This is a genomic window from Amycolatopsis sp. cg13 (genome assembly GCF_041346965.1).
Taxonomy (GTDB): Bacteria; Actinomycetota; Actinomycetes; order Mycobacteriales; family Pseudonocardiaceae; genus Amycolatopsis.
In genome coordinates, this window is record NZ_CP166848.1 from 2,764,700 (window position 1) to 2,778,889 (window position 14,190).

The following is a 14,190-nucleotide window of genomic DNA, read 5'->3' on the forward strand; positions in this document are numbered from 1 at the left end:
TCTTACCGTGCTCAGTGCTGTATTCCTCCTCACCTCCACGGAGCAGCGCATGCGAAGTCCAGCCCTCCTCGTGGCCGCTTTCCTGACCACAGCGGCCCTTTCCCCGCCGGCGGCCATGGCGGCACCGCCCTTGGTCCCGCTGAACGCAGCCCCCGCCATTCCTCCCGGGGCCACCGCGGACAGCTCCGCCCTGCCCGGCCAGGTCACGGTGTCCGTCGCACTCAAGCCGCGCGACGCGGCGGGCGCCGAACGGTACGTCGCCGACACCGCCGATCCGAACTCGCCGGTGTACCGCCACTACCTGAGCGCCGCGGAATACACCGAGCGATTCGGCCCCACCGCCAGCGCGGTCGACCAGGTGCGGAAGTACTTGACCGCCAAGGGATTGCGCATCGACGACGTCACCGGCAACCGGCAGGTCGTCACCGCGTCCGGCACCCCAGGCGAAGTGGAAAACGCTTTCGGTACCACGATTGCCGGATTCCATTCGGCTACGGGCGAGAAGTTTTTCAACGCCACCAAGGCAACCGCGGTTCCGTCGGACCTCGCTGCCGTCGTCCGCGGGGTCACCGGCCTGACGAACCGGCGCGCCGCGCACCGGGCGAGCACACCGGCGGGTCCGTCCGGCCCGGGCGGCGGCTACACCCCGGCCCAGCTGCGCACCGCCTACAGCATGACCGGCGTTTCCGGCAGCTACGACGGTTCGGGCGAAACGGTCGGCCTGATCGAATTCGACACGTTCAAACAGTCCGATATCGACGCGTGGACGCAATACTTCAAGCAACCCGCCGTCACGCCGGAAATCGTCAAGGTGGACGGCGGCGTCGCCAATCCGGGCAGCGACCAGATGGAGGTCACCCTCGACGTCCAGGCCGTCGCGGCGACCGCCCCGAAGGCCAAGCAGGTCGTCTACTCCGCGCCGAACTCCGACCAGGCGTGGGTGCACGAAATGGCGCAGATCGCCTCGGACAACAAGATCACCATTCTTTCCGGCTCGTGGCTCAACGGCGAGATCTGCGAATCCAGCCCGATCGCGGCCTCGCACGATTCCTACACCCAGCTCGCCGCGCAGGGCGTCACGATGTTCTCGGCGTCCGGCGACTGGGGCGGCACCGGCTGCGGCTACCAGGGCGACAACAAGACCATCCAGGCCGACTACCCGGCCAGCGACCCGCTGTTCACCGGCGTCGGCGGCACCCAGCTGCGGACGTCCGACAGCGCGGGCACGTGGCAGTCGGAATCGTGCTGGAACCAGGGCGGCAGCGGAAATACCCGGTCAGGGGGCGGGTATTCCCAGATCTACGACCGGCCGGACTGGCAGCCCGGCACGAACAAGTACCGCTCGGTCCCGGACGTCTCGATGGTCGCCGACTACGGCGCCGGCGCGCTTTCGGTCTATCTGAACGGCGGCTGGCTCGACGTCGGCGGCACCAGCCTGTCCTCCCCGCTCTGGGCGGGCTACGCGGCGATGCTGAACCAGAAATCCCTCGCCGGCGGCAAATCCCGGCTCGGCCAGCTCAACCCGAGCATCTACAAGATCGCCGGTTCGGCGGACTACGCCTCGACCTTCCACGACGTCACCTCGGGCGGCAACGGCACCTACAACGCGGGCACCGGCTACGACCTGTGCACCGGCTGGGGTTCCCCGAAGGCCGACGCACTGGCCGCGAAGCTGACCGGCGGCGACACCCCGCCTCCGGCGCAAGACTTCACACTGTCCGCCTCGCCTTCCTCCGGCAGCGTCGCCGCGGGCAGCTCGGCGAGCACGACCGTCACCGCCAACGCACCCGCCGCTGTTTCGCCCGCGTCCTCGCCGAGCGTCGTAGGCGGCACTCCGACCACGACGGCGGACCACCCGTTCATCATCTCGATGCGCCGCGAAGGTTCGGCTTTCCCTGGACAGCAGTCCTGCACCGGCACCCTGTTCGGACCGCACACCGTGCTCCTGGCCGCGCACTGCCTGCTGGAGAAACCCGGCCACAAATGGTTCGTCTACGGCGATGACGACCTCACCCAAAACACCGGCACCACAGCGGAAATCGCCTCGCAGTGGGTGCATCCGAGCTACACGGACTGGAGCGTCGGCGCGGACGTCGCGGTCGTGACGCTCGACAAGGACATGCCGGTCCCCGCCGGGATCACGTACCCGAAGCTCAACACCGACCCGAGCCTCGACGCCCCCGGCACGAAGGGAATGTCGATCGGCTGGGGCGAAACCGGCGCCAACACCTACAGCAACGTCCTGCGCCAGGCCGACGTCCCGGTCGCCGAGGACAGCGCCTGCAAGGGCCGGTTCACCGATCCGCAAGGACAGGAGGAATACAAAACCCCGGCGATGCTGTGCACCGGGTACGCCGACCACCACGCGGGCGCGTGCGTCGGCGACAGCGGCGGGCCGTACCTGGTCGGGAACACGGTCGTCGGGGTGTTCTCGTGGATGTCGACCTCGTGCGACTGGTACGCCGTCTACGCGAGGGTTTCCACCTACGCCGCGGACCTCGCCCCGCACCTGCCGGGCGGCGACAACCCGCCGCCGACCGGTGCGATCAGCCTGACCGCTACCGGCCTGCCCTCGGGCGCGACGGCCGCGTTCAGCCCGGCGAGCGTGGACCTCGGCGGCCGCTCGACGCTCACCATCGCCACGAGCGCGACCACTCCCGCCGGAACGTACGACGTCACGATCTCCGGCAAGAGCGCGAAATCGACGCAGACGACCCACTACCGGCTGACCGTCACCGGCGGACAGCCCTCCGCGCTGACGCTGGCCAACCCGGGCAACCAGAACAGCTGGACCGGCAAAGCGGTGAACCTGCCGCTGCAAGCCTCCGGCGGCGCCAGCCCGTACCGGTGGACGTCGACCGCCCTCGCCCCCGGCCTGACGCTCGACCCGTCGACCGGCGTCATCTCCGGGACGCCGACCCGTGCGGACAGCAGGCAGGTGACGGTCACCGTGACCGACGCTTCCGGAAAGACGGCTAACGCAGCGTTCTTCTGGTTCGTCTTCGGCTGAGTTTTTGCCGGGCAGACGCCGCTCCCAGGTGGGGCGGCGTCTGTCTCGTTCAGGACCGCTGGGCCTCAAGCGCCGCCTTGGCCTGCCGCATCTCGTCCTCGACGTCCGGCCGCAACGTGCGGCGCAGAACCGGCTCTGCCAACCACTTCATCGGCCCTTTGAACCCGCAACGCAGCGTCCGCGTGACCTCGGTCTGCTCGCCCGCCGGTACGCACACCCAGCTGGCGCTGAACTCGGAGACGAGATGAGCCAGCCGATTCTCCGGAATCGACGGAAGCCGCACGTCCACCCGCTCCCCCGGCGTCCGGCTCATCCGTGAAACGATCTTCGTCGCGGGACCGGGCAGCCCCGGAAGCTTGCTCCCGAAGCGGAATTCGGTGACGTCCCCGTCGCGCCGCACCCAGTCGATCGCGCCGATCTTGCGGTCGACCGCGGCATAGGCACGGGGATCCATCACGAACTCGAGCACGCGGTCCGCCGGGCAGTTGATCGTCTCGGTCACCTGAACCTCGATCATAGGAAAGAGAGTACTCTCTCACTATGGCGCGTTCAACTCCCGGAGCGACCCGGCAGAACCTGGTCGAAGCGGCCACCCGGCTGTTCTCCGAACGGGGTTTCGCCCAGACCTCGACCGCCGACATCCAGCGAGCCTGCGGACTCAACCCCGGTTCCGGGGCGCTGTACAAGCACTTCCCGTCCAAGCGGGCGCTGCTGGAGGAAATCGTGCAGCAACACCTGGCGGGGGTCAGCGAGAGCAGTCGTCGAGCGGCCGCGCTGCCCGAAGCGCCGGACGAGGCCCTGCCGGTGGTCGCGCGGCTGGTTTGGGACAGCATGCGCCGGGACCGTGCGGCCTTGCGCATTATTTTCCGGGAACTGGAGCCGTTTCCGGCCCTGCTGGAGCAGATGTGGCACGGCGTGCTCGGGTCGGTCTATACGGTCGCGACGGAGTGGATCGCGTCCGGGGTGCGGCGTGGGGAGTTTCAGGTCGAGGATCCGGCGGCTACGGCGTCGGTGTTGCTTGCTTCGTTGACGTATTACCCGATTCTCGAGGCGCTCGTCGGGCATACGCCGGGGGATGTTGGGGAGGAAGCGTTCCTGGCCGCGTGGACGTTGCAGGCTCGGCATTCGCTGGGGCTCAAGGCCCGGTGAACTGCCCGAGTTCCTCGTAAGGAGTGTCCATCTCGGATTCGCCCATGAGGTCCAGGAACAGCTGGAACTGAACGAAGTTATCCGGGCCGATACTTCCTCCGACCGGCCAAATTGCGTCGCATTCAGCACATTTGACAATAATAAGAGCAAACCGGGTTGCCTTGACTTTCTCAAGGATTCCCTGGCGGCATCTCGGACACTCCACGCTTCCCCCTCGCCTGCCCGAAATGGGATGGGCAGCAGCCGCTCCGTCGCTCCCGGTTGAAGATGATACGCATCGGAGTCTCGGCGCCCGGCCCCGCCGCGAGGCAGGCGCTGCCCGCACGGAACGCGTTCTCGTTTCGTTAGCGAAGGGGCTTGACCCGGCGGCTGTTATCGCTAACATTGCCATGCTCAATCCCGCCGGCCCAAGGAGGTGCGGGGATGCCCGCCGAAGGGTCTTCAGCCAAACGTCAGCCAGGGCTTGCCGAGGTGGCGGCCATGGCAGGCGTTTCGCACATGACGGTCTCCCGGGTCGTCAACGACACCGGGACCGTCCGGGCGGAGACGCGGGCCCGGGTGCTCGCCGCGGTGGAGCAGCTCGGGTACCGGCCCAACTCGGCGGCCAGGACGTTGGCGACCGGCAGGTCGAGCGTCCTCGGCGTCGTCGCGCTGGAGTCCAATTTGTACGGTCCGGCGAGCACGCTGTACGGGATCGAGCACGCCGCCCGCGAGGAGGGCTACGGGGTCACGATCTCCAGCGTCAGCCGGCCGCGGCGATCGTCGTTCGCGGAGGCCGTCGACAATCTGCGGCGGCAGGCGGTCGGCGGGATCGTGGTGATCGCGCCGCACGTCGCGGCCGGGGAGGCGTTGCGGCAGGTGCCCGCCGACGTCCCGATGGTCGCGGTCGGCGGCGGCGAATACGTTCCGGTGCCGGTGATTTCGGTCGACCAGTACGACGGGGCCCGCCGGGTCACCGAGCATCTGCTGTCGCTCGGGCACGAGACGGTGTGGCACGTCGCCGGACCGGAGGACTGGCTGGAATCGCTGGAGCGCGAACGCGGCTGGCGGGAAACGCTCGAGCGGCGCGGGGCGCGGGTGCCGCCGCCGCTGCGCGGGGACTGGAGTCCTCGGTCCGGCTACGACGCGGGACGTCGCCTGGTCGAAGCGCGACCCGACGCGGTGTTCGTCGCCAACGACCAGATGGCGCTGGGCGTGCTGCGCGCCTTCGCCGAGGCGGGCATCTCGGTGCCGGGCCAGGTTCGCGTGGCCGGATTCGACGACGTGCCGGAAGCGGCGTACTTCAGCCCGCCGCTCACCACCGTCCGGCAGGACTTCATCGAGGTCGGGCGGCGGACGTTCCGGTTGCTCGTCGAACGCATGGAGGGCGGCGACCCCGGCATCCGCCACCTCGTCGCTCCCGATCTGATCGTCCGGGACAGCACCGGGCCCCGGTAAGCAAGCACGGCAACACCCGCCCGAAACGCACCATCCGCAGAATGTTAGCGCTAACAGACCGAGTGGCAGACCGTCGCGCGGCGCGGAACCCGGAAGGAAATCCCTCCAGTGCCAGCAGATTCCCTCGTCGTCGGCATCGACTTCGGCACGCTCTCCGGACGCGCGGTCGTGGTCCGGGTGCGCGACGGCGCCGAACTGGGAAGCGCCGTGACCGAGTACCGGCACGGGGTCGTCGACGACCGGCTTCCCGCCACCGCCGAGGAACTGCCGCCAGGCTGGGCGCTGCAGGTTCCGTCGGACTACGTCGACGTCCTGCGCACCGCCGTGCCCGCCGCGCTCGCCGAGGCGGGTGCCGACCCACAGGACGTCATCGGGATCGGCACGGATTTCACGGCCTGCACGATGATCCCGACCACCGAGGACGGCACTCCGCTCTCCGAACTGCCGGAATTCACGGGAAACCCGCACGCGTACGTGAAGCTGTGGCGGCACCACGCCGCGCAACCGCAGGCCGATCGCATCAATGCCGCGGCCCGCGAGCGCGGCGAATCGTGGCTGCCGCGGTACGGCGGGCTGATCTCGTCCGAGTGGGAGTTCGCCAAAGCGCTGCAGATGTTCGAGGAAGCCCCCGAGGTCTACCGCGCGATGCGGCATTGGGTCGAGGCGGCGGACTGGATCGTCTGGCAGCTGACCGGCACTTACGTCCGCAACGCCTGCACAGCCGGGTATAAGGGGATCTATCAGGACGGCCGCTACCCGGACCGCGACTTCCTCAACCGCCTCGCACCCGGGTTCGAGTCCTTTGTGGACGAGAAGCTCGACCATCCGATCGGGCAGCTCGGCTCGCTCGCCGGAAAGCTCAGCGCGCAGGCTGCGGCCTGGACTGGACTGCCCGCCGGGATCGCGGTCGCGGTCGGCAATGTCGACGCGCACGTCACCGCCCCGGCCGCGCAGGCGGTCGAGCCGGGCCAAATGGTCGCGATCATGGGCACGTCGACCTGTCACGTCATGAGTGGCGCGGACCTGCGCGAGGTCCCGGGCATGTGCGGAGTCGTCGACGGCGGCATCGTCCCCGGCCTGTGGGGTTACGAAGCGGGCCAAAGCGGGGTTGGCGACATCTTCGGCTGGTTTGTCGAACACTGCGTACCGGCGTCCTATTCGGACACTGCACGCGCGGAAGGCCCGCACGAATTCCTGACCCGCCTAGCGGCTGAGCAGGAGATCGGCGAGCACGGCCTGGTCGCGCTCGACTGGCACAGCGGCAACCGGTCGGTCCTGGTCGACCACGAGCTGTCCGGCGTCCTCATCGGACAGACCCTGAGCACCCGGCCCGAGCACGTCTACCGCGCGCTCCTGGAGGCCACCGCGTTCGGCACGCGCAAGATCATCGAGACGTTCGAGGACGCCGGAGTTTCGGTCACCGAGCTGATCATCGCGGGCGGGCTGACCAAAAACGCGCTGCTGATGCAGATCTACGCCGACGTCACCGGCCTCCCGCTCTCGCTGATCGGCTCGGCGCAGGGACCCGCGCTCGGCTCGGCGATCCACGCCGCGGTCGCTGCCGGTGCCTATCCCGACGTACGCACGGCCGCGGCGGCGATGGGTTCGGTCCAGCGGATGGCGTACCAGCCGGTGCTGGCGAACGTGTCCGCCTACGACGAGCTCTACGCGGAATACACCGCACTGCACGACTACTTCGGCCGCGGCGGCAACGACGTCATGCACCGTCTCGCCGCGCGCCGCCGCGAACTCGCCACTGTCGCGAAAGGACAGAACTCATGACCCTGACCGCACAGGCACGCGACACCATCGCGGAACTGAGGGAATCCGTCGCGCGACTGCACAACGAACTGACGCGCAACGAACTGGTCGTCTGGACCGCAGGCAACATCTCAGCCCGCGTCCCCGGCGAAGACCTGATGGTCATCAAGCCATCCGGCGTGTCCTACGACGATCTGACCGCCGACACGATGGTCGTCACCGACCTGCACGGGAACCTGGTGCACGGCGAACTCGCGCCGTCGTCCGACACTGCCGCACACGCTTATGTCTACCGGCATCTGCCGGAGATCGGCGGCGTCGTGCACACGCATTCGACCTACGCCACCGCATGGGCCGCGCGCGGCGAGCCGATTCCGTGTGTGCTCACGATGATCGCCGACGAGTTCGGCGGCGAGATCCCGGTCGGCCCGTTCGCGTTGATCGGCGACGACTCGATCGGCCGCGGCATCGTGGAAACCCTGCGCGCGACCCGCTCCCCCGCCGTCCTGATGCGCAACCACGGCCCGTTCACCGTCGGCGCCGCAGCACGGGACGCGGTGAAGGCCGCGGTGATGGTCGAGGACGTGGCCCGCACCGTCCACATCGCACACCAGCTCGGCACGCCCGCCCCGCTGTCGGCCACCGACGTCGACCGCCTGCACGCGCGGTACCAGAACGTCTACGGGCAGCACTGAAACCCTGATCCAGCAAGGAGAAAAGATGACCTCCGCGACCAAGCCGCAGGTGTGGTTCCTCACCGGCAGCCAGGCGCTCTACGGCGAGGAGACCCTCGACCAGGTCGCCGGGCAGTCGCTGCGGATCCGGCAGCTGCTCGCCGATTCCGGCGGCCTGCCGTGCGAGCTGATCGGGAAACCGGTGCTGACCGAGTCCGCCGGGATCCGGCAGGTGCTGCAGGAGGCCAACGCCGACCCCGCCTGCGTCGGCGTCATGGCGTGGATGCACACGTTCAGCCCGGCGAAAATGTGGATCAGCGGCCTCGACGCACTGCGCAAACCGTTGCTGCACTTGCACACCCAGCTCGACGCCGCGCTGCCGTGGGCCAGTCTCGACATGGACTACATGAACCTCAACCAGGCCGCGCACGGCGACCGGGAGTTCGGGTTCGTCCAGACCCGGCTCGGGATTCCGCGCAAGACCGTCGCCGGGCACGCGGCCGATCCGGCGGTGGTCGCTCGCATCGACGCTTGGGCGCGGGCGGCGATCGGCGCGGCACATCTGCGGACGTTGAAACTGGCCCGGTTCGGCGACAACATGCGCGACGTCGCGGTCACCGAAGGCGACAAGGTCGAGGCCGAACTGCGGTTCGGGGTCTCGGTCAACACCTACGGCGTCACCGAACTCGTCGAACGAGTCGATGCCGCGTCCACTGTGGACATCGAGAGCCTGGTCTCCCAGTACGCCGACGAATACCGCCTCGCACCCGAATTGGCCCGTGGCGGCGAACGACACGAATCCCTCAGGTACGCGGCGCAGATCGAGATCGGCCTGCGCTCGTTCCTGACCGAAGGCGGATTCGGCGCGTTCACCACGAACTTCGAGGATCTCGGCGGACTCCGCCAACTGCCGGGCCTGGCGGTACAACGGCTGATGGCCGACGGCTACGGCTTCGGCGGCGAAGGCGACTGGAAGACGTCCGCGCTGCTGGCCGCGGTGAAAGCGATGGGCCGCGGCTCGGATCGCGGAACGTCCTTTATGGAGGATTACACCTACCACTTCGGCCCCGGCGAACCCAAGATCCTCGGCGCGCACATGCTCGAAGTGTGCCCCAGCATCGCCGCGGACACGCCGTCCTGCGAGATCCATCCGCTCGGCATCGGCGGTCGCGAGGATCCGGTGCGGCTGGTCTTCAACGCCTCGCCCGGCCGCGGCGCGGTGCTGGGCCTGACCGACCTCGGCGACCGATTCCGCTTGGTGGCCAACGAGATCGAGGTCGTTCCGCCCGACGAACCGCTGCCCAACCTGCCAGTGGCGCGCGCAGTGTGGAAACCGGCGCCGTCGCTCACCACGTCGGCGGAATCGTGGATCACCGCGGGCGGCCCGCACCACACCGTGCTCACCCAGGCGGTCGGCACCGAGACCCTGCGGGATTTCGCCCGCATGCTCGACGTCGAACTGCTCGTGATCGACGAGAACACCACCACCTCCGACTTCGCCGACCGCATTCGCTGGAACCAGGCCTACCACCGGCTCGCCCAGGGCTTCTGAAAGAAGGAGAACGAACAATGAAGTTCACTCGAGGAATCCGCACCGCCGCCGCGGCAGCCGGGGCCGCCGTGCTCGCGCTGGGCGTCGCCGCCTGCGGGTCCAGCGCGAAAACCGTCGACCAGCAGGCCGGCGGATCCGAGGGCGCGCTGGTCGGCGTGACGATGCCGACCAAATCGTCCGAACGCTGGATCCACGACGGCGACAACATCAAGGCCGCGCTGGAAAAGCTCGGCTACAAGGTCGACCTGCAGTACGCCGAGAACGACATCCCCACCCAGGTCAACCAGATCGAGAACCAGCTGACCAAGGGCGCGAAGCTGCTGGTCGTCGCCTCGATCGACGGCACCGCGCTCACCACGCAGCTGCAGGAGGCCGCCGACCGCAAGGTCCCGGTGATCGCCTACGACCGGCTCATCCGCAACTCCCCCGCCGTCGACTACTACGCCACCTTCGACAATTTCAAGGTCGGGGTCGAACAGGCCAACTCGCTGGTCAAGGGCCTCGGCGACGGGCCCGGCCCGTTCAACATCGAACTGTTCGGCGGATCGCCCGACGACAACAACGCGACGTTCTTCTTCAACGGCGCCATGTCCGTGCTCAAACCGTTGATCGACAGCAAGAAACTGGTCGTGAAGAGCGGCCAGACCGCCTTCGCCACCACCGCGATCCTGCGCTGGGACCCGGCCACCGCGCAGCGGCGCATGGAAGACCTCCTCACCAAGACCTACACCGGCGGCGCGAAGGTCCAAGGCGTGCTCTCCCCGTACGACGGCCTGTCGATCGGCATCCTGTCCGCGCTCAAGAGCAACGGTTACGGTTCCGCCGGACAGCCCTATCCGGTGGTCACCGGACAGGACGCCGAAGTCGCCTCGGTCAAGTCGATCATCGCGGGCGAGCAGTACTCCACCGTCTTCAAGGACACCCGCAAACTCGCCGACGTCACGGTGAAAATGGCCGACTCCGTCCTCAAAGGACAGAAGCCCGCGGTCAACAACACCACCGATTACGACAACGGCAAGAAGGTCGTCCCGGCCCAGCTGCTGCAGCCGGTCGTGGTGGACAAGTCCAACTACCAGAAGGAACTGCTCGACTCCGGCTACTACACGGCGGGCCAGCTGAAATGACCGAACTGCTCGGCATGCGCGGGATCACCAAGACCTTTCCCGGCGTAACCGCGCTGTCCGACGTCACGCTCTCGGTGCGGCGCGGGGAAATCCACGCCGTCTGCGGCGAGAACGGCGCCGGGAAATCCACCTTGATGAAGATCCTGTCCGGCGTTTACCCGCACGGCAGCTACGACGGCGAAATCACTTTCGACGGCGAAGACTGCGCGTTCGGGTCCATCCGCGACAGCGAACGCCGCGGCATCGTGATCATCCACCAGGAACTCGCGCTGTGCCCGCAGCTTTCGGTCGCCGAGAACATCTTCCTCGGCAACGAGCGGGCCAAACGCGGCTGGGTCGACTGGAACCGGACCAACCACGAGGCCGCTGAACTGCTGCGCCGGGTCGGGCTGCGCGAGAACGCCGTCACGCCGGTCAGCGAACTCGGCGTCGGCAAACAGCAGCTCGTCGAAATCGCCAAAGCCCTGTCCAAGCGCGTCAAACTGCTCATTCTCGACGAGCCGACCGCCGCGCTCAACGACGACGATTCGGCGCATCTGCTCGCGTTGTTGCGCGAACTGCGCGACGACGGCGTCACCTGCGTGATCATCTCGCACAAGCTCGGCGAGGTCACCGCGATCGCCGACACCGTCACGATCCTGCGCGACGGCAAGACGATCGAAACGCTCGACGCCGCCGGGCTGAGCGAGGAACGCATCATCACCGGCATGGTCGGGCGCGACCTCGAACACCGGTTCCCGCCGAGGGAACCGGACATCGGCGACGAGGTGCTGCGGATTGAGGACTGGACCGTGCACAGCCCGAGCCAGCCCGGCCGGGTCGTGGTGGACGGGGCGAACCTGACGCTGCGGCGCGGCGAGATCGTCGGGCTCGCCGGGCTGATGGGCGCGGGCCGCACCGAACTCGCGATGAGCGTCTTCGGCCGCTCCTACGGCACGAACATCTCGGGCCGGTTGGTCAAGGACGGCAAGGAAATCACGCTGCGGTCCGTGCGCGACGCCATCCGCAACGGCATCGCCTACGCCACCGAAGACCGGAAACTGTACGGCCTCAACCTGATCGACGACATCCAGCGCAACACCACCGCGGCCGGGCTGCGCACCGTAGCCCGCCGCGGCTGGATCGACGAGCACGCCGAACACGACGTCGCCGCCCGTTTCCACCGGGACCTGCGGATCAAGGCGCCGTCGGTGCGCAGCGTCACCGGCAAGCTGTCCGGCGGGAACCAGCAGAAAGTCGTGCTGGCCAAATGGATCTTCACCGATCCGGACGTGCTCATCCTCGACGAGCCGACCCGCGGCATCGACGTCGGCGCGAAGTACGAGATCTACACGATCGTCAACGAGATGGCCGCGCAGGGGAAAGCGGTCCTCGTCATCTCCTCGGAACTCCCCGAACTGCTCGGCCTCTGCGACCGCATCTACACCCTGTCCGCGGGCCGGATCACCGGCGAGGTCGCGCGCGCCGAGGCCACCCAGGAACTGCTCATGCGACACATGACTAAGGAACGGCCATGACCACCACGAACCCGGTGCGGCCCGCCGATCCGGCCGCCCCGCCCGCGGGGCGCAGTCCCCGGCGGATCTCGATCAACCTCCGGCAAAGCGGCATCTACGTCGCCTTCGCGCTGATCGTGGTCCTGTTCGAGGCGATCACCGGCGGCGCGCTGCTGGAACCGCAGAACATCTCGAACATCATCGTGCAGAACTCCTACGTGCTGATCCTCGCCGTCGGGATGATCCTGGTGATCATCTCCGGGCACATCGACCTGTCCGCGGGCTCGGTGGTGGCGATGACCGGCGCCGTCGCCGCGGTCCTGACGGTCAACCTCGGCCTGCCCTGGCCGTTGGCCGTCGTGATCACCCTCGTCGTCGGCGCGGTGATCGGCGCCTGGCAGGGATACTGGGTCGCGTACTTCGGCATCCCCGCGTTCATCGTGACCCTCGCCGGGATGCTCGCCTTCCGCGCGCTCACCCTCACCGTGCTCGGCAACCAGGGCATCGGCCCCTTCCCCGACGCCATCCGCACTCTGTCCAACGGCTTCACCGGTGGCTATCTCGGCAACATCGGCCTCGGCCCGCTCGGCGGAGCCGACCTCTTCAGCCTCCTCGCCGGCGTCGTCGTGATCGCCGGAATCGTGCTTGCCCAATGGCGCAAACGCGCCGCACGGCTCGGCTACGGCCAAGAGGTCGACCCGTTCCCGCTGTTCGTCCTCAAGATCGCCGTCGCCGCCGCGCTCGTGCTCGCCGTCGTCGTGCAGCTCGCCCGGTTCCGCAACCTGCCCTGGGTGCTGGTGCTGCTGGCCGTGCTGGTGCTCGGCTACTCCCTGGTCGCCGGAAAATCCGTGTTCGGCAGGCACGTCTACGCCATCGGCGGGAATCTGCAGGCCGCGACCCTGTCCGGGGTCAAGGTCAAATCCGTGACGTTCTGGGTCTTCGTGAACATGGGCGTCCTGGCCGCACTGGCCGGCATCATCTTCGCCGGGCGCCTCAACCAGGCCGGGCCGACCGCGGGCGTGAACTTCGAACTCGACGCCATCGCCGCCGCGTTCATCGGCGGAGCCGCGGTCCAGGGCGGTGTCGGCAAGGTCGTCGGAGCTATCACTGGCGGCCTGATCATGGCGGTGATCAACAACGGGATGTCGCTGGTCGGAGCGCCCAGTGAGCGCGTCATGCTGGTCAAAGGCGCGGTGCTGCTCGCGGCGGTCGCTTATGACATCTGGACCAAACGGCGCGCTGGGGCCACCGCCCGCTGACTTTCGGTGGGCGGTGCTTCGGTGCCGCCCACCGGGGTTCCGCGAACGTCAGGAATTCCGCTTCCGCTGCGTCGGCTCAGCACTGGCCCACGACTCCCGCACGTGCCCGATGTGAGTACGCATGAGCTTCTCCACCAGCCCGGCATTCCCGCCGGCGATCGCGTCGAGGATCTCGTGGTGCTCGCGCGCGGACTCCGCCAGTTCGCCGCGTTCGGACAAAGCCGCGAGCCCGTAAAGTCGCGTATGCGCGCGCAGATCGGCGATCAGCGAGGTCGCGCGGGCGTTTCCCGCATAGCCCAGCAACCTGAGATGGAACGCCCGGTCCGCCTCGGTGTACGCGACCAGATCGCCCGCCGCCGCTTCGTCCACAATGGCCTGGGCCATCGCTCGCAGTTCCGGCAGATCACCATCCGGAATATGCGCGCGGGCGACCAGCGAAGGCTCGATCAACATGCGAAGCTCGGTGATCTGGTCCAGCTCGCTCTCGGCCATCTCCGTGACCCGGTAACCCTTGTTCGGGACAGTCGCCACCAGGCCTTCGCGGACCAGGTCGAGCATCGCTTCGCGCACCGGAGTGGCGGACACGCCGAACCGTTTGGCCAGCTCCGGCGCGGAGTAGACGTTGCCGGGTTCCAGCTCCCCGGCCACGACTGCGGCGCGAAGGGCGTGCGAGACCCGCTCCCGGAGTGTCGTCTTCTCGAACCCCTGGATGTTCGCGCTCATCCGTC

11 protein-coding genes are annotated in these 14,190 nt (G+C 68.1%); 9 read left to right on the top strand and 2 right to left on the bottom strand.

What is annotated here, in order from left to right:
- Window positions 1-49: 49 nt before the first annotated feature.
- Window positions 50-3,010, top strand: coding sequence for a trypsin-like serine protease (locus AB5I40_RS12455; RefSeq protein WP_370938654.1), 2,961 nt, complete (start codon window positions 50-52; stop codon window positions 3,008-3,010).
- Between the two features lie 49 nt (window positions 3,011-3,059).
- Here AB5I40_RS12455 and AB5I40_RS12460 read toward each other — a convergent pair whose 3' ends face one another.
- Complete coding sequence (locus AB5I40_RS12460; RefSeq protein ID WP_370938655.1) at window positions 3,060-3,527, bottom strand: SRPBCC family protein; 468 nt, start codon at window positions 3,525-3,527, stop codon at window positions 3,060-3,062.
- Between the two features lie 23 nt (window positions 3,528-3,550).
- Here AB5I40_RS12460 and AB5I40_RS12465 point away from each other — a divergent pair, with 23 nt between their 5' ends.
- The 8 genes from AB5I40_RS12465 (at window position 3,551) to mmsB (ending at window position 13,462) form a co-directional block, all read left to right on the top strand.
- Window positions 3,551-4,159 (top strand): TetR/AcrR family transcriptional regulator, encoded by a 609-nt coding sequence (locus AB5I40_RS12465; RefSeq protein WP_370938656.1) that lies wholly within the window; start codon window positions 3,551-3,553, stop codon window positions 4,157-4,159.
- Between the two features lie 423 nt (window positions 4,160-4,582).
- On the top strand, window positions 4,583-5,596 hold the full coding sequence (locus AB5I40_RS12470; RefSeq protein ID WP_370938657.1) for a LacI family DNA-binding transcriptional regulator: 1,014 nt from the start codon (window positions 4,583-4,585) through the stop codon (window positions 5,594-5,596).
- A 108-nt stretch (window positions 5,597-5,704) separates the two neighbouring features.
- A complete protein-coding gene (araB, locus tag AB5I40_RS12475; RefSeq protein ID WP_370938658.1) occupies window positions 5,705-7,378 on the top strand; it encodes a ribulokinase in 1,674 nt (557 codons plus the stop codon).
- Window positions 7,375-8,052 (top strand): L-ribulose-5-phosphate 4-epimerase, encoded by a 678-nt coding sequence (locus tag AB5I40_RS12480; RefSeq protein ID WP_370938659.1) that lies wholly within the window; start codon window positions 7,375-7,377, stop codon window positions 8,050-8,052. The genes araB and AB5I40_RS12480 overlap by 4 nt, the downstream gene beginning before the upstream one ends.
- Window positions 8,053-8,077: 25 nt before the next feature.
- Complete coding sequence (araA, locus tag AB5I40_RS12485; RefSeq protein ID WP_370938660.1) at window positions 8,078-9,583, top strand: L-arabinose isomerase; 1,506 nt, start codon at window positions 8,078-8,080, stop codon at window positions 9,581-9,583.
- Between the two features lie 17 nt (window positions 9,584-9,600).
- Window positions 9,601-10,707 carry a multiple monosaccharide ABC transporter substrate-binding protein gene (gene chvE / locus AB5I40_RS12490; RefSeq protein WP_370938661.1) on the top strand — a complete coding sequence of 369 codons (1,107 nt, stop codon included), beginning with the start codon at window positions 9,601-9,603 and terminating at the stop codon, window positions 10,705-10,707.
- On the top strand, window positions 10,704-12,224 hold the full coding sequence (gene mmsA / locus AB5I40_RS12495; protein WP_370938662.1) for a multiple monosaccharide ABC transporter ATP-binding protein: 1,521 nt from the start codon (window positions 10,704-10,706) through the stop codon (window positions 12,222-12,224). Before chvE ends, mmsA begins: the two co-directional genes overlap by 4 nt.
- Window positions 12,221-13,462, top strand: coding sequence for a multiple monosaccharide ABC transporter permease (gene mmsB / locus AB5I40_RS12500; protein WP_370938663.1), 1,242 nt, complete (start codon window positions 12,221-12,223; stop codon window positions 13,460-13,462). Before mmsA ends, mmsB begins: the two co-directional genes overlap by 4 nt.
- Window positions 13,463-13,510: 48 nt before the next feature.
- Here mmsB and AB5I40_RS12505 read toward each other — a convergent pair whose 3' ends face one another.
- Complete coding sequence (locus tag AB5I40_RS12505) at window positions 13,511-14,185, bottom strand: GntR family transcriptional regulator (protein ID WP_370938664.1); 675 nt, start codon at window positions 14,183-14,185, stop codon at window positions 13,511-13,513.
- Window positions 14,186-14,190 lie beyond the last annotated feature (5 nt).